The following is a 16,103-nucleotide window of genomic DNA, read 5'->3' on the forward strand; positions in this document are numbered from 1 at the left end:
GTCGCGAGAATTATGAGGGAGGGACACCATGCAGTTCACCATGGCGCGTCATCGCGCCGTCGCCACGGCTTCGATCCTCGCGCTGACCGCCGGTTTCATGCTGGCGGACCAAGCCCAGGCTCAGACCGCGTCGGCCCCGGCCGCGAACGCCAACAGCACTGAGGCGAACACCGTCGACGTGATCGTCGTCGGAGCCCGGGCCTCCCAACAGAACGCCATCCAGCGCAAGAAGCGCGGCAAGACCGCCCAGGACTCGATCGTCGCTGACGACGTGGGCTCGTTCCCCGACAGCAACGTGAACGAAGCCATGTCGCGCATCGCGGGCGTCGCCATCGAGCGCAATGGCTTCGGCGAAGGCGACGGCGTCACCATCCGCGGCAACGGCGCCGACCTGACCCGCGTCGAGATGGACGGCATGGGCGTGGCGGCCTCGGGCTTCAGCCTGGCCGCGGGCGGTGGTGACGGTCGCTCGGCCGACATGCGCGAACTGCCAGCGGAAATGATCAAGAGCCTAGACGTGATCAAGGGTCAGACGGCCGACATGACGCCCGGCGGGCTCGGCGCGACGGTCCAGATCCAGACCCGGACCGGCCTCGACTTCAAGAAGCCCTATCTGTCGCTGCGAGGCGCGGCGGCCGAGAATACGCTGTCGAAGAAGGCTGGGCCCGAAATCGGTCTCGTCGCGACGCGCAAGTTCCTCGACGACCGCCTGGGCGTGATGGTCAACGTCAACTCGACCAAGCGCTACAACGACAGCCACGCGCTGAACAACGGCGGCTCGAACAATCTGCAGGGCTATACGCGCTTCGCGGACTTCGACAACTCGCCCAACAAGACCTGGAGCTATAACCCCGCGGCGACCAACGGCGTGGACGCCAATACGCCGATCGGTTCGTGGGCCCTGGCCAGCGGCGGCGGAACCTTCAACGCTCCGACGCCTCTGGAAGTCGTGACCAAGTCGGCCAACGCCAAAAGCAAGGCCGATTGCCTTGCGGCCTTCCCGCTGCTGACCGACGCGCAGCTGAGCACCATCGCCGGCGGCAGCAACGGCGCGAACCGCCAGGCTGCTCAGGCGGCGTTGATCAACTCGCAGATCAGCTGCCTCAACCAGTGGAACGATTATACGCCCAACCTAGTCCGGGATCAGAACTGGTCCCAGTATGAGGACCGCCTGGCCTGGGACCTGCGGCTTGACTATCGCGTGACGGAAAACCTGACGGTCTTCGCCAAGTATCAGGTCACCAACCGCACCCAGAACGAACAGAACCGCCAGCGGACCCGCGGGGGCATCACCTCGCTCGGCGCCGCGACGGTCGGCTCGGTGACGTCGCCGCTGGTCACCAACACCTTCTACCCGGCGGGCACGGCCAATCCGCTCTCGCCGGTGGCCAATTCCGGCTACTACATCTACAGCTCCGCCTTCCCGACGGGCGTCGCGGTGATCGATACGACGCCCGGTTCGGTTGTCACGAACAATTCGTTCCCGATCTACGGCGTCGCGGCGAACATCATTCCAGGCTCGGTCAAGCTCGACGACGCCCACCATCTGACGTCGTTCGACATCACCAACGCCGCGGTGAACATCGACCACATCGAGAACACGCAAGACTGGAAGACGAACTACTTCACCTATGGCGCGGACTACGACAATGGCCCGCTGAAGGTGGAATTCCGCGGCGGCCGCACGGAGTCGGACTACTCGCGGTACGACCGTCGCCTGACGCGCGCCTATACCTACGGCAACGCGACGATGCGCGTGCTGGACAACGGCATCTGGACCATCGACACGCCGGCCTCGTACGACGAGACCAACATGGCCAATTTCGTGCAGTTGCTGGCGCCCACGGCGGCCGGCCTGCCCAGCTACAGCGCCGCCTATCGTCTCCAGTGGAACCCTCGGATCGTCGAGAGCACCGAAAACCAGTACAAGCTTGACGTCAGCTACCTCGTCGACGGCAAGCTGCCCTTCTTCACCCGCTTCAAGGTGGGCGGCTTCTATCGCGACGCGGCGACGGACTCGTGGGGCGCCGGCGGCTACTCGCCCAAGGCGGGGGTGTTCGTGCCGACGATGGCCCTGCGTAGCGACGTTCGCGCTTGCGAGAACGTCGCGACCACGACGGCCACCAACGCGTGCGTCTATGGCTATGCGCCCAACCCGACCACCGGCAGCAATTTCCTTTACGGCGTCGAGACCCTGCCGCGCGACAAGCTGATCTCGATCTTCCAGAGCAGCCTGCAGGACAACTCAGGTCCTTTCATGAAGGGCTTCGAGGGCACTAAGGGCCTGACGGTCTGGGACAGCATCAATGTGCCCGTCGCCTTCAGCCAGCTGGCCGCCGCTCAGAACTATAATTTCGACTGCGTGAAGTCCTGCAAGGCCAGCGACGGCAACGTCTATGACCAGCCGGTCAACAAGGCGCTCGAGAAGTACTATTCCTGGTACTGGATGGCCGAGTTCGAACAGCAGCTGCCCTTCAACATGGAGCTGAACGGCAACTTCGGCATGCGTATGCAGAAGACCGAGGTCTCGGGCTCTGGCTATGTCGGCCTTTCGGCGACGCTGAAGACGCCGCAGTTCAACCCCAATGATCCCACCAACGCGGCCGGGATCACGACCACCACCATCACCAAGCCGGTGACGCTGAACCGCGAGTACACGGCCTGGATGCCGGCGTACAATGCGGCCTTGTGGGTGATCCCGGACAAGGTGGCGCTGCGCTACTCGTGGGCGAAGACGATCGCTCCGCCGCCGCTGAACCGCCTGTTCCCCGCCGGTGTCTGCACCTACGACGAACGTCGCGATGGCGTGACGGACTCCGACGGTTCCGAACAGGACATGACCTGCACGCGCGTCGGCAATCCGGACCTGAAGCCCTATACGGCGACCAAGAACAACACGAGCATCGAGTGGTATCCCAACCGCGACACCTCGTTCAGCATCGCCTACTACCGCCAGAAGGTTCGGATCGGCGCGCCGGTCGAAGTGCCGGTCAAGAACCTGTCCCTGTTCGCCGGTACGGACGAAGTCATTCCGGGCACGGGCAAGAAGTTCTCCGACTACGAGTTCGGCCTGAACACCTATCTCAACGGTCCGGGCTACGTGCAGAGCGGATGGGAGTTCGTCGCCAAGACGGCCTTCACGCGCTTGCCCTGGATATTCAAGAAGACCGGTATGGACTTCAACATCTCGACGACCAAGTCGGGCGGCGCGGCGGCCTATATCGACCCGCTGACGGCGGATTCCTTGGATCCCGCCGGCCAGTCGAAGTACTTCGCCAACCTCGTGTTCTGGTACGACGACAGCGTGACCAAGGTGCGGATCGCCTATCAGACCCGCGACCGGACGCTGACCTGCATCTCGCCGTGTAACAACACGGCGTCCTCGCCGGTGGGCAATTCGCCCAACACCAACGTGGGGAACTTCGTCCGCTTCCCGTATAACCCCGGCGAGCCGGTCTATTCGGAGAAGTACGAGTATCTGGACGCCAAGGTTTCGCGGAAGATCAACCCGAACCTCGAGGTCTATTTCGAAGGGCGTAACCTGCTGAACGCGGCGCGCCTGAGCGTGGGTTCCGACCGCGCGGGCTTCGACGGCCGCAAGAACCCGTGGTCCGCCCAGTTCGGCGGCGCCCGTCTTGCGGTGGGCTTCGTCTACAAGAACTAGGGGCCAGGGGGCGTGTCGGACCTTGGTCCGGCGCGCCCGGAAGGCCACGACAAAGATGCCGGCCGAGGCCTCTCGCCTCGCGCCGGCTTCTTCTTGTCGGATTTCTCAGGCCTTAGAGCCTGAAGACCGCGAAGTTCCGCACGCGCAGATGGCTTTGGGTGGTGCGCAGGCCAAACCAGCCGCGGCGGTACGGCGCTGGATCGTCGAGGTCGAACAGCCGCCGCCCGTCGCTCCAGTATTCGATGCGCTCCCCGTCGGCGATGAGTTGGACCGAGGCCCAGCGGTTGGGCGTCAGCATCTCGTCGGGCGCGGCGTGGTCGTGCCGGGGCAACAGGGGGCGCTCGCCGGCCCGCCCGACATAGCGTCGGAAGCGGGTCGTCGAATTGCCGTTGCCGCCCTGGCCCACATAGTAGGTCTCCAACGTGTCGTAGTCGGCGAACGCGCCGCTGCGGGGGCGCTCCAGCGGAGAGCCGCCGCCGACCTCGCGCGCCATCCAGAAAGCGTTCAGGTCGCTGACCCGGTCAAAGGGGCCGCCCTCCGAGACCGCCATGGCCTGGTAGGTGATGGCGATCCTGCCGACCAGTTCAGGCTTGAACCAGGCCGTGAGGCCGGCGGGCGCGACGATGTCCAGCGCCGCGTCGCGCGCGGCGACGGAGGCCGGCTTTTCCGCCTCGATCGCCCATTGACCAAGGCCCTTGCGGAAGTCGTCGCCGAACAGGCGCCGCTTTCCCGCGAATGGAGTCGCCGCGAGGCCGGCCATCAGGCTGCGTCGGTCGATCATTAACTGGCCTCCGTCTCGCGGACGTTCTCGAGCAAGCGTTGCGGTCGTGGATCAGGCGCGACGGTCTCTATGCTGAGGCCCTCGATCTTCAGGCCATCGACATGCCGCGCCCACAGGCCATGGGCCGGGGAGGGGCCGAACATGCTGGGCTCGGGATAGGCCTGCGGCAGGTCGTCGGGACGCCGCTCGGCCCAGGCGGCCGCGCCGCCGCCGCGATAGGACAGGCGGATGTTCGACAGCGTCACGTCGGTGATCGGCGACTCCGGCAGGCCGGCGATGGTGGCGGCGTAGTCGGGCAGGATGCCGGCGGCCTGGATGTCGCGCAGCACGATGCGGCGCATGGCGCCCAGGGGCGTGCCCTCCGGACCTCGCCTGCGGTCGCCGACGCGCAGAAAGATCGGCGCCGTCGTGACCTCTTGCATGACCAGGCGCTCGGCGAGGACGTTCTCCATCGTCCCGCCATCGACCACCTCCAGGGCCAGGCCGCGCGATCGCGTGAAGCGACAGTCCCGGATGACGATGTCCCGGAAGTCGCCATTCGACTCCGTGCCCAGCTTGATCCGGCCGGTGACGCGGTCCTGGTCGGGCGCGCGCTGCTGAGTGCGGCCGAAGGTTCCGTCCAGCATCGTCCCAAGGTCAAAGCCGCTGACCTCGCAGTCCTGGATCGTCACCCGCTCGGTGGCGATGGCCTGACCCAGCGCCAGCGAACTCTTCAGCACGATGGCGTCGTCATTGGGCGTGTTCATGCGACAGCCGGAAACCAGCACGTCGCGACAGGCGTCGATGTCGAGGCCATCGCGGTTGGTGTCGACGACGAGGTCGCGCAGCACCAGGTCCTCGCAGCCGGTCGCCAGGACCGCGAAGTGGCCACCTCGGAAGATCGTCAGTGCCTCGATCCGCGCCCGCCTGGCTCGCTTCAAGGCGATGGCCTTGTTGCCCAGGCCGGCCATCGCCTCGACCGCCGGGGACAGCTCGGCCATCACCTCCGCCGACAGGCCGGCCATGCTGAGCGGGAACTCCCCGGCCTGCCGCGACCAGCGGGAGCCGGGGCCTTCGCGCGTCAGGCCCGCGCCGTCGATGCGGCCAGGGCCCAGGATCGCCACGTCCTCGACATCCTCGCCCCAGATCAGGCTGTTGCGCCAGTGGCTGTGGCCGAAGTCCTGCCAGAGGTCGTGCGGATTGGGCTCGGCCGGGTCATAGGCGCCGCCGTGGACGCTCGGGTCCGCCGCTTCCAGCACGCAGCCTTCTTCAAGTCGCAAGGTGACGCCGCTGAGCAGGCGGATGGAGAAGGACAGATGGCGGCCGGTTGGCAAGACGACCTCGCCGCCGCCCCGCGCGTGGGCGTGGGCGATCGCCGCGTTGATCGCGTCCGTCGCGAGCCCGCGGCCGCCCGGCGTCACGCGTAAAGCCCGTGGCGACGGAAGAAGGCGTCCAGGGCCAGCATCGATGGCGAGATCTGGCCGTCGGCTCCTTTCAGGCCAAAGCCGTGGCCGCCCACCTCCTGCAGATGCATCTCGACGGGGATCTTCCTGGCGCGGAGGGCTTGCCACATCAGGACGCTGTTTTCGACGGGCACGACCTTGTCGTCGGCCGCGGCGGCGATGAAGGTCGGCGGCGCGTCGGCGGGCACGTGCTGCTCGGCCGACACGGCCTGCCGCTGAGCATCGGTCGGGTTGGCGCCCACGAGCTGCTTCAGCGACTGGCCGTGGGCGTAGGGCGCCATGCCGGTGATCACGGGATAGAACAGGCCCGCCGCGAAGGGCCGGGTGGGCAGCGTGTCGGCTTGGTCGACCGGCGCATAGGTCTCGCGGCCATGCTGCGTCGCCAGCCGCGCGGCGACGTGGCCGCCGGCCGAGAAGCCGATCACCGCGACCTTGGCGGGATCGACGCCCATCGACGGCGCGCGGGCGCGGATCAGGCGGATGGCGCGCTGCGCGTCCTGAAGGGCCACGTCGGGGCCGGCCGCCCAGCCGTCGGCGGGCAGGCGATAGTCCATGACGAAGGCCGTGATCCCCACGCTTGCCAGCCAGGCGTCGATCGGGCCCCCGTTCTTACCGACCGCCACCCGCACATAGCCGCCGCCCGGGATCATCAGCACGGCCGCGCCATTCGGCTTGGCGGGGCGGCGCATCGTCAGCCAGGGCTTGGTCACGTTCAGGAACGCCGTGTCATTCGGATCACCGCCGGGGGTGCGCAGGATCACCTGCTCGGTGACAGTGACCTTCTCTCCACCCGGCGCGCCCCCGGGCCACAGGTCGACCGTCTCGACGGCCGGAAGGGCGTTCTGGGCGCGGGCGAGGGCGGGGAGCGCCGCCAGGCTGGCGGTCAGTCCCAGCAGGGCGCGGCGGTCAGTGTCAGTTGCCACGGGGAGCTTCCTGGCTGGCGGCCGCGCTGGGCGGCAAGGTGAAGGTGTCGGGCGACGGCGGGCGCGCCGGATCGAACGGCGGCAGATCGGTAGCCAGGTGGGCGGCCAGGGCTGGAACATGGGCGCGGACGCCCTCGACCACGCAGCGCGCCAGTTGATAGGCGCCGTAATTGTTGTGGTGAGTCAGGTCCTTGCCGCCGTCATTGAAGGCCTTCCAGGCCGACTTCGGCCCCAGCGCTTCGTAGAGGGTCGCGCTCATGGCGTGCAGGTCGATCAGCGGAACGCCCAGCTCGCGCGCCGTCTCACGCATGGCCTTGGGATAGTCGCCCAGGGTGTCGACCACCTTGCCGGCCGCGTCGAAGCGGTGGCGATGCATCGAGGTGACGAACACCGGCGCCGCGCCGCGTCGCCGCGCCTCGCCCGCATAGACCCGCAGGTAGTCGCGGTAGGTTGTGGCGGCGTCGGCGTAGGTCTGGGGCCACTGGGTTTTCTGGTCGTTGTGCCCGAACTGGATCAGCAGCCAGTCGCCAGGCTTGATCCGGCTCAGGATCTTGTCGAGGCGGCGCTCGATCAGGAAAGACTTCAGCGTCTCGCCGGATTCAGCGTGGTTGGCGACCGCGATCTCGGGCTTGAAGAAGCGAGGCAGCATCTGGCCCCAGCCGGCCGCCGGCTCGAACCGCTGGTCGGTGACGGTGGAATCGCCCGCCAGGAAAACGGTCGGGACCGTGACGGGGTCGATCCGCACTCGGCGCACGGCGGCGCTCGGACCGCAGAACTCCAGGGTGAGCTTGTCGTCCCAGTCGTAGCCGCCTTCCTCGCGTGGATTGAGCAGCACGCGCGTTCCGCCGGGCGCGTTGGGCGGCGGCGGCGCGAGGTCCGGGCGGCGCACATTGACGATGATCGTCCGCGTCTCGGTCTTGCCCGGCGCCACGCTGACGGTCTCCAGCATCAGCCGGCGCGCCTCGGCCTTGACCGTGGTCTCCGACGCCTTGGCGCTGCCGAGTTCGAGCGTGACCCGATAGTCGCCTTCAGGCGCACGCACCGAGAACAGGCGGCCGGCGCCGGGCTCCCATCCCTGGCCCGCGGCCGGGTCGTACGGCTTTGGCGGCGTCGTCTCGAAATCAAAGGTCCACACGGGGGAAGCCTCCCTGGCCAGCGCGAGGCTAGGCGCGAGCGCGAGGCCCGTCAGCAGAGTACGCCGATCCAGGATCATGCCGCCTCCCTCGCGCGCAGAGTCCGTCCCCTTGGTAGCGGCGCGTGGCGGTGGATTCAATGTCAAAATACAGGATATTATCCTGCTATGTGGGAGTTAGGCGGTCCCGGTCGCGAGGGTGTCTCGCGCCGGCGCCGGCGCTTCCTGCCGCGTCGTGCGCCACAGGACCAGCCCAATGGCGCCTAGCGTGATCTCGCGCAGGCGACGCAGCAGCGAGAGCGCCAGCGCCTGGTCCGGCGTGAGACCCAGCGCGCCGCCCAGCAGCAGGTAGCCGCCTTCCTGCACGCCCAGGGCGCCCGGAATGGCGAAGCCGACCACCTTGGCCGTCTGGGCCAGGCCTTCGACGATCAGCGCCTGGAGCAGCGTCGGCTGCAGGCCAAGCGCCCACATCGACACGTAGGTCTCGAACGCGCCCGCCAGCCAAGCCGCCATGTGCCAGGCCCAGGAGGCGCCGATCTCGGCGCGGCGGGCGCCGATGTCGCGAAAGGCCTCGCCCAGCGCGCCGACCCGGCCGGCGATGGCGGTCCAGCGCTGCGAGAGCTGGCCGACGCGCCGACCCAGTCCAGCCTTGTGCGCGATGAAGAGCGCGCCGGCGATCAGCGCCACGACGCCCACAAGGGTCAGGCCGGCCTGCGCAAGCCGTGGATCGCGCAGCGTGACCAGCGCCACGGCCAAGCTGGCCAGGACGAAAAGCACCAGGCCCACCGTGCCGGCCAGCACGTCGACGACGCAGCTTGCCGTGCTCTCGGCCAGGGTCAGACCCTTGCGGACGGCGAGCTTGGCGCGGACCACCTCGCCGCCGACCTGGGCCACCGGCAAAAGGGCGTTGACCGCCTCCTTGATCAGCCGCAGGCGAAAGAGAAAGGGCAGGGACGGCCGGCGGTCCGGCGGCAGCAGCACTTGCCAGCCGACGGTCGCGAAGAAGGTCACCGGCAGATGCGCGGCGACGACCAGCAGGGCCTGCCATCCGACCTCGGCCACGATCGCGCGGAGGGCGCCCGCGCCGTGCGTCGCGAGAAGCACCGCCAGCAGCGCGACGCCGATCGTCAGCAGCCAGCCCTTGGCCGCGCCGCCGCGTTTGCCCTGCCTGTCGGTCATGCGGCCGAGCGCGCGCGCTGGGCGGGAACCGCGCCCAACTCCCTATAGACGTCGAGCACGTCCGCGCAGATCGCCCGCCAGTCATAGGCCGCGCTGGTGGCGCGGGCCGTCCGGCCGATGCGAAGACGCCGGAGGGGCTCGGCGACCAGGCTGCGGACCGCTGTCGCATAGCTCCCCGCGTCGGCCGAGGGCGCGAGCACCCCGTCATGGCCGTCCGTGATCAGGGCGCTGGTGCTGGGCGCGCGCGGGCAAAGCACGGCGAGGCCCGCCGCCATACCTTCGAGGGTGGCGTTGCCGAACGCCTCGGTCAGGCTGGGATTGAACAGGATGTCGGCGCTGGAGACGGCGCGGCCCAGGGCCTCGCCATCCAGATGGCCCGTAAAGATCGCGCCAGGCGCGCGCCCTTCGAGGAAGCTGCGCGCGGGACCGTCGCCGATGATCAGGGGACGGATCGGTTGATCGGCGAGCAGGGAAAGGGTCTCCGCCAGGACGTCGAGGCCCTTTTCCATCACCAGGCGGCCGAGAAAGGCGACCACCACTTCGTTATCGGCGATCCCCAGCGACCGACGCCAGGCCATGTCCTTGCGGTCGGGCGAGAAGCGCGCGCGATCGACGCCGCGTCCCCACACCCGGACCCGCTCGCCCAGCCCCTGCTCTCGCAGGAGGTCGGCGATCGGCGCGTTCGGCGCCAGCACCCGGTCGCACCCGCGATAGAACCGGTCGAGATAGCGCTCCACGCGGGGTCGCAGCCAGTCGAGGCCGTAGTAGGAGAGATAGGTTTCGAAGCGTGTGTGCAGGCTGGCGACCACGGGCAGGCCGGCGGCGCGGCCCCAGCGTCCGGCCTGGGAACCCAACAGGTCGGGCGCGGAGAGATGGACCATGGTGGGCTGGAAAGCCGCCAGATCCGCCCTCAGGCCAGGGGTCAGGCCCAGCGCCAGGCGATACTCACCGCGGCCCGGGATCGGCACGGATGGGGCGGAGACGAGTTCGCCGGCGGGCTCGAAAGCCGGTGTGTCCGTGGTCGGCGAATAGACGCGAACCGTCGCACCGGCCTCGATCAGATAGGCCGCCAGGCGGTTGAGCGCCTGGTTCGAGCCGTCTCGGGTATAGTTGTAGTTCCCCGAGAACAGGGCGAGGCGAAGACCCTGGGCGGGCTTTTCCTCAGCGGGCTGTAGAATCGATCTTTCCGCGCGCTGCACGACGCCTCCTGGTCTTATCTCCGAGGCCCCCACCCGAATATGACAATGGCCATATGGTGGAATGGTTCAGGTTCCGGAAGGGGAAGGCCGTTAGTCCTCCACACAATCTTCAGGTCAAGCTGAACCGAAGCTGAACCATGGGATGTGGCGGCTTTGGCGTGCGATTAACGGGAGTCGACCGTGACCGATTGATCGTTCTGGACAAAAAACAGTCCGATGAGGCTTGCGCTGCGGAAGGCGTACGGCTTTGAGGGGGCGCGCGGACTTGCCCCGGGGCCTGTTCGTGCTCAGTTATGCGCTCGCGATCGCCTGTTCGCGGTCCAACGATTCCTTGAGGGGCTGAGCCAGCCCCGATCCAGCGAGATTTTTAGAACGTCATGCAGCCGGTCAAGACCCTCATCCTCGCCGCTGGTCAGGGAAAGCGGCTCTCACCGCTGACCGACGATCGGCCCAAGTGCCTGGTGGAACTGGCTGGCAAGACGGTGCTGGAATGGCAGCTTCGCCACCTGCATCAGGCCGGCGTGCCCGAGGCGGTGGTGGTAACCGGCTTCCGCAGTGATCTGGTCGAGGCCGAGATCGCGCGTCTTTCGCTGCCCGGCATGACGGTCCGCACGCTCTACAATCCGTTCTACAGCGTGACCGACAACCTCGCGACCTGCTGGCTGGCGCGCGAGGAGATGCGCGGCGGGCCGTTCATGATCCTCAACGGCGACACCCTGTTCGAGCCGGCGATCGCCGAGCGCCTGATCAGCGCGCCCGACGCGCCGATCACGGTGACGGTCGACCGCAAGGCGGGGGGCTATGACGCCGACGACATGAAGGTGCTGACCGACGGCGACGCCCTGCGCGCCATCGGCAAGACGATCACCGAGTACGACGCCGAGTCGATCGGTTTCCTGCGCTTCAACGCCGAAGGCTCGGCCCTGTTCGTGAGCACGCTGGAGTCGATCATGCGCACGCCCGAGGGGCTGAAGCGCTGGTATCTCAGCGTGATCAACGAGATCGCCCAGAACCACGACGTCGTGCGCGTTCGCTCGATCGAAGGCCTGGACTGGGCCGAGATGGACTTCCCGGAAGATCTGGTCCGCAATCGCGCCCTGACCGCCCAGTGGGCGGCCAAGGAGGCCGAGGCGGTCTGATCAGGCGGGCGAGGTAGCCTCGCCCACCAATTCCCGAACCAGATCCAGGTCCGACGGCTTGTCGACGTCGACGGCCGCCAGGCCGTCGCTTGCCCGCACGGCGGCGGCCTTTACATCCGCCAGCCTGCCCAGCCGCGCGACGGCCTCGTCCAGCGTCAGCAGGCCCAGCGCGTAGCGGATCAGGAAGCTTGGCCCCAGCATGGCGGCGATCTTCCAGGGCTGCTTGCGCAGGGCTTCGACCTTGCGCCAGACGGCGATCACCTTCAGCGCGTTTTCGTTGCGCAGCAGGAAGAGATTGCAGCCGGAATAGCGACCGTCGCGGAACTTCAGGTAGGTGCGCTTGGTCTGCGGCGCAGCGGCCTGCACCCGCTCTTCCGACGCCAGCAGCACGGCCACGTCGGCGTCGGCGGGGGTATCGGCGATGAACTGGGTGATCCAATCCGGCTTGAGCAGGGCGTGGTCCACCGTCGTGACGATCAGCGGAAAGCCTAGGGCGGCGGCGCCGTCGGCCACGCTCTGGCTGGGGCCAGCGGACGGCGGCAGGATTTTGGCCTCGGCGCCCGCCAACACTGCGCCGATCTGCGCATCGTTGGCGGAGACGCCAATAGGGTTGGCCCCAGCATCCTGAACAGCGCCAAGCACCCGGTCCAACAGCGTTCGCCCCTGCAGGACGATCAGGCCCTTGTGGGCGACGCCGGCATAGGCGGCGGCCGGATCGACCTCGCCGCCGCGCGACCCGGCCAGGATCAGGGCCTTGAAGGTGCTCACAGAGCCTTCTCGTAGATCCGATAGGTCTTGTAGTGCGTGCCGCCGACGTTCTCGGCGATGTGGCACATGGCCGTGTTGTCCTCGAGCACCCACGAGATCTCGAAGCGGTTGTAGCCAAGGCCGATCGCCGTATCGCGGCCCGCCTTCATCATCCAGAACGGCAACATGCGGCCGCGCTGGGTGGCCGAGAACTTGCGTTTCACGCCCATCAGCGGAATGCGGGCCGACTTCACGCGCTTGACCTTCAGGCGCCAAAGCAGCTTGGCCCAGCCGAACGGCAGGAGCTTGCCATTGAGGTCGGCGATCGCCTCGTTGACGTTGGGCAGGAACACCAGGAAGCCGGCAGGCTCGCCGTCGATTTCCGCAAACCAGGTCAGGCGCTTGTCGATCACCGCCTTCAGCGCTTTGGCCAATTGGCGGGTCTCGGCCTCGGTCGTGGGGGTGAAGCCCCAGTTATCCTTCCAGGCGTCGTTGAGGATGTCCGTCAGCGTCTGGACCTCCTCGTCATAGCGGGACATGTCGAGCTGGCGCAGAACCACCCCGGAGGGGAGGCCTCGCTTGACGCGACGCTGGGCGATCTCGGGAATGTCCCCGGTCTCGTCGGCGATATAGGCGAAGACGTCCCTGGCCTTGGCGTAGCCCTGCTCCTCGACCCGCTTGCCGGCATAGGCGGGGTCGTGGCCCATCAGGATCATCGGCGGGCTGTCGAAGCCCTCGACCAGCAGGCCGACCTCTTCGTTGATCGACAGGTTGAACGGACCGACGATGTGGGTCCGCCCCCGGGCGCGCAGCCAGTCCTCGGCCTCGCGGAACAGGACCTGAAACACGGCCGCGTCATCCTCGGCGGCGATCATGCCGAAGTGGCCATCGAGGCGGCCGGGCGTCGGCTGGGGCGTCAGGTGGTCGATCTGGGCGCTGATCCGGCCGACGTCTCGGCCGCCGCGCGTGGCGAGGAACAGCTGCACCTCGGCGTGGGCGAAGAACGGATTGGTCTTTGGCGTCAGGGCCTCGGTCCGCTCCATGAAGAGCGGCGTGATCCAGTTCGGATCCTTGGCGTTCAGGCGCGCGGGTAGGGCGATGAAGCGCTTCAGTTCGCCCGGCGTCTTGACTGGAATGACCTGCAGGTCGGCGTTCGTGGAGTCGAAAGGCATCACCCCTCCAGGGCCAAGAAGGTGCGCGCCGCCAGAGCGCCGAAGATGACGGGAGCCGCCCAGACGGCCAATAGCGGCGACAGGGCGCCGGACTCGCCCAGCGCGGTCAGCATGCCGTTGGCTACCAGGAATAGGAGGCCCGCCCCCAAGCCGGTGGTCAGCAGGACCGCGCCCTGACCGCTGCGGAAGTTGGCCAACGCCACGGGCGCGCTGAGCAGCAGCATGACCAGCGAGACGAACGGGCTGGCGAACGCGGCCTGGAAGTGGGTGGCGTAGAAGCTCTCCGGCCGGTCGGAGCCGCCGTTCTCCAGCGCCCGGCGCGCCGAGGCGGCGGTGGGGGCGGTGTCGTCGCCGAACAGGCCCTGCACGTCCTGCGGCCGCAGGGCCGTGGGCCAGCTCGTCGAGGCCGCGGTGGAGGTCTGGGCCAGGTCGCCGGCGAAGCGGGTGGTCTTGGGGTTCTCCAGCGTCCAGGCGTGGTCCTTGTAGACCGCCTTCGCGGCTTCGACCTTCTCCATCAGGATGCCCTTGGCGTCACGACGGAAGATCGTCACGCCGGTGATCTGGCGGCCGTCTGCCGAGGCGTCCGTGCCGATCACCAGGTCGGTTCCCGCCCGAAAGGTGCGCGGCGAGGGCGCCTTGCGTTCCGCCGCCGGCGTCGTGTTCCGCCACCAGTCGGCGAGGGTCGGATCGGCGCGCGGGGCCAGGACCTGGCCGCACAGGGCGTCCAGCAGCATGACGGCGATCACGGCCGGTAGGGCCATGCCGACGATGCGATAGCCGGAAATGCCGCTGGCCCGCATGGCCACCACGGCGCTTTCGCGGGCTAGCTGCGAAAAGGCGAAGAGGCCGCCGGCCAGCACGGCGATCGGCGCGACCTGTTCGAACAGACGCGGCAGGCGCAGGGCGGCGTAATAGGCGACCCCCGCCATGCCCAGGCCCCGGTCGAGAATGTCGGTCGTCACGTCCAGCAGGTCGAGGATCTGCAGGATGGACATCAGGATCAACGCCGCGCCCAGAATGCGCGTGGCGACGGTCCGCAGGACATAGAGCTGCAGGTTCATGCGGGTTGTCGCTTGGGCAGGGGCAGGGCGTGAACCACGCGCTTGACCAGGTGGTTGATGCGGCGGACCAGGCGCGAGACCGGCGTGTCGCCCGGGCGCGTGCGGCTGCCCAGGAACAGCCAGACCGCGAAGCCTGAGAAGAGGGCGAACGGAATCCAGATCGCCGGACCGGCGGCGACCTTGTCGGCCTTGGCCAGGCTCTGGCCCAGCAGCAGGGCGTGCTGGAAGGCCAGCAAGAGCACGCCGGCCATGATCAGGCCGGGCGCGCGATTTCCGCGCTTGGAGGCCAGGCCCAGAGGGAAGGCCAGCAGCGGCAGGAACGGCAGGAATGCGGCGCGGGCCAGGCGGCCGTAAAGTTCGCTAAGCAGCGTACCCTTCGAGACGACGGGGTGGGGCGCCTCGGCTTGTTTGGCGAGCTCGCCGAGGGTCAGTTCGCGCTCGTCGCCGCCGCGGTCGCGCAGCAGCACGGCCGCCGCCGCCAGCGGGGTCTGGGTGGTCAGGCTGGTGAAGGCGAGGTTGCGATACTGGCCGTTGGCGTCCAGGCCGATCCGGCGGCCGTCGCGCAGGTCCATGGTCACGGTCTTGCCGCCCGCGTCCATCTTCAGATTGGCCTTGGCGGCGGTGATGATCTCTTCCTGGCCCTTGGCGTCCATGCGGCGGATGAACACGCGGGTCAGGCTCTGGCCGGCGATGTCGGCGCTGTCGGCCGTCAGCAGCGAGCCCTTGTCGTCGATGAAGGCGCCGCCCGCCAGCCGCCCGTTCCAGCCGGCGTTGACCGCCGCGTGCATGACCGCCCGATAGGCGTAGCGGCTATAGGGCTGCATGTAGCCGAACACGATCAGGCTGAAGACGCTGAGAAACAGGCCGACCGCCAGGAACGGCGCGGCGATCCGCTCGAGCGACTGCCCGCTGGCCAGCAGGGCGTCGACCTCCGAGCCGTCCGACAGCTTGGAGATGACGATGAACAGGGCCACGAAGAAGGCGACCGGCAGGGCCAGGCCCAGATAGTGCGGCACCAGGTTGGCGGCCAGCTGGGCGACATAGCCGAACCGCGCGCTGCTCTGCGACAGCGCGTCCAGCAGGCGGAGGATTCGCTCCAGCAGCAGGGCGACGACCGTGACGCCCAGGCACCCGACCAAGGGCCAGACCAGCAGGCGCAGCAGGTAGCGATCGATCAGCCTCAAGGGACCAGCGGACATCGTCTTGGCGCTCACGCGTGAACCCACGCCTGGGCGAAGCGCGCGGCCAGCCGTTCGACGGCTTCCGGCGGCAGCTCGACGGCCGATCCTAGCGCCGGCGCGGCCGGCCAACCAGAGTCGGGGAAGGTCAGGCCTTCGTGCTCGCGAGCGCCCGCGTAGCGCGGAACGACGTGGAAGTGGACGTCCTTGTCGACCATCATCAGCATCAGATAATTGATCTTCTCATAGTCGACCTGGCCCTTCAGCAGGCGCTCGATCCCGGCCACGGCGAGCTGCAGATCGGCGAACGCCGCGGGACTCACCTCGGAGAACGCCTGCACAGCTTCCTTGCACACCAGCACCAAAGACCCAAATGTCGGTTGCTTGGGACGAAGCAGAATCAGCCAGTGATCGGTCTCGGCGATCTTGGAACCGGGATAGCCGAACGCCAGGGCGGTGGGATTGGTCATGGTAAAGCCGGGAACT

At 68.0% G+C, this 16,103-nt stretch carries 13 protein-coding genes; 2 read left to right on the top strand and 11 right to left on the bottom strand.

Annotated elements, in window-relative coordinates:
- The first annotated feature begins 28 nt into the window (after positions 1–28).
- On the top strand, positions 29–3,664 hold the full coding sequence (locus DI526_RS01885; protein ID WP_304273441.1) for a TonB-dependent receptor: 3,636 nt from the start codon (positions 29–31) through the stop codon (positions 3,662–3,664).
- A gap of 112 nt (positions 3,665–3,776) precedes the next feature.
- Here DI526_RS01885 and DI526_RS01890 read toward each other — a convergent pair whose 3' ends face one another.
- From DI526_RS01890 to DI526_RS01915, 6 genes are all read right to left on the bottom strand, one after another.
- Positions 3,777–4,445: a DUF6250 domain-containing protein gene (locus DI526_RS01890; protein WP_304273443.1), complete on the bottom strand. Its 669-nt coding sequence runs from the start codon at positions 4,443–4,445 to the stop codon at positions 3,777–3,779.
- Positions 4,445–5,845 (bottom strand): glycoside hydrolase family 28 protein, encoded by a 1,401-nt coding sequence (locus tag DI526_RS01895; protein ID WP_304273446.1) that lies wholly within the window; start codon positions 5,843–5,845, stop codon positions 4,445–4,447. Before DI526_RS01895 ends, DI526_RS01890 begins: the two co-directional genes overlap by 1 nt.
- A complete protein-coding gene (locus tag DI526_RS01900) occupies positions 5,842–6,810 on the bottom strand; it encodes an alpha/beta hydrolase (protein ID WP_304273449.1) in 969 nt (322 codons plus the stop codon). Before DI526_RS01900 ends, DI526_RS01895 begins: the two co-directional genes overlap by 4 nt.
- Entirely contained in the window at positions 6,800–7,945 is a 1,146-nt protein-coding gene (locus tag DI526_RS01905; RefSeq protein WP_304273451.1) for a rhamnogalacturonan acetylesterase, read from the bottom strand. The genes DI526_RS01900 and DI526_RS01905 overlap by 11 nt, the downstream gene beginning before the upstream one ends.
- A 174-nt stretch (positions 7,946–8,119) precedes the next feature.
- Complete coding sequence (locus DI526_RS01910) at positions 8,120–9,121, bottom strand: flippase-like domain-containing protein (RefSeq protein WP_304273454.1); 1,002 nt, start codon at positions 9,119–9,121, stop codon at positions 8,120–8,122.
- On the bottom strand, positions 9,118–10,320 hold the full coding sequence (locus DI526_RS01915) for a glycosyltransferase family 1 protein (RefSeq protein WP_304273457.1): 1,203 nt from the start codon (positions 10,318–10,320) through the stop codon (positions 9,118–9,120). Before DI526_RS01915 ends, DI526_RS01910 begins: the two co-directional genes overlap by 4 nt.
- A gap of 377 nt (positions 10,321–10,697) precedes the next feature.
- Here DI526_RS01915 and DI526_RS01920 point away from each other — a divergent pair, with 377 nt between their 5' ends.
- On the top strand, positions 10,698–11,459 hold the full coding sequence (locus tag DI526_RS01920) for an NTP transferase domain-containing protein (protein WP_304273460.1): 762 nt from the start codon (positions 10,698–10,700) through the stop codon (positions 11,457–11,459).
- Here the strand turns inward: DI526_RS01920 and DI526_RS01925 are convergent, their stop codons facing one another.
- Genes DI526_RS01925 through DI526_RS01945 form a run of 5 tightly spaced genes read right to left on the bottom strand, consistent with a single transcriptional unit; the run spans position 11,460 to position 16,087 of the window.
- A complete protein-coding gene (locus tag DI526_RS01925) occupies positions 11,460–12,320 on the bottom strand; it encodes a nucleotidyltransferase family protein (protein WP_304273462.1) in 861 nt (286 codons plus the stop codon).
- On the bottom strand, positions 12,224–13,378 hold the full coding sequence (gene bcerS / locus DI526_RS01930) for a ceramide synthase (protein ID WP_304273465.1): 1,155 nt from the start codon (positions 13,376–13,378) through the stop codon (positions 12,224–12,226). The genes DI526_RS01925 and bcerS overlap by 97 nt, the downstream gene beginning before the upstream one ends.
- Positions 13,378–14,439: an LptF/LptG family permease gene (locus tag DI526_RS01935; protein WP_304273467.1), complete on the bottom strand. Its 1,062-nt coding sequence runs from the start codon at positions 14,437–14,439 to the stop codon at positions 13,378–13,380. Before DI526_RS01935 ends, bcerS begins: the two co-directional genes overlap by 1 nt.
- On the bottom strand, positions 14,436–15,653 hold the full coding sequence (locus DI526_RS01940) for an LptF/LptG family permease (RefSeq protein WP_304273469.1): 1,218 nt from the start codon (positions 15,651–15,653) through the stop codon (positions 14,436–14,438). The genes DI526_RS01935 and DI526_RS01940 overlap by 4 nt, the downstream gene beginning before the upstream one ends.
- Positions 15,650–16,087, bottom strand: a complete 438-nt coding sequence (locus DI526_RS01945) for an HIT family protein (RefSeq protein WP_304273471.1) — start codon at positions 16,085–16,087, stop codon at positions 15,650–15,652. The genes DI526_RS01940 and DI526_RS01945 overlap by 4 nt, the downstream gene beginning before the upstream one ends.
- Between the last annotated feature and the right edge of the window lie 16 nt (positions 16,088–16,103).

Source organism: Caulobacter segnis (genome assembly GCF_003243465.1).
Taxonomy (GTDB): Bacteria; Pseudomonadota; Alphaproteobacteria; order Caulobacterales; family Caulobacteraceae; genus Caulobacter; species Caulobacter segnis_A.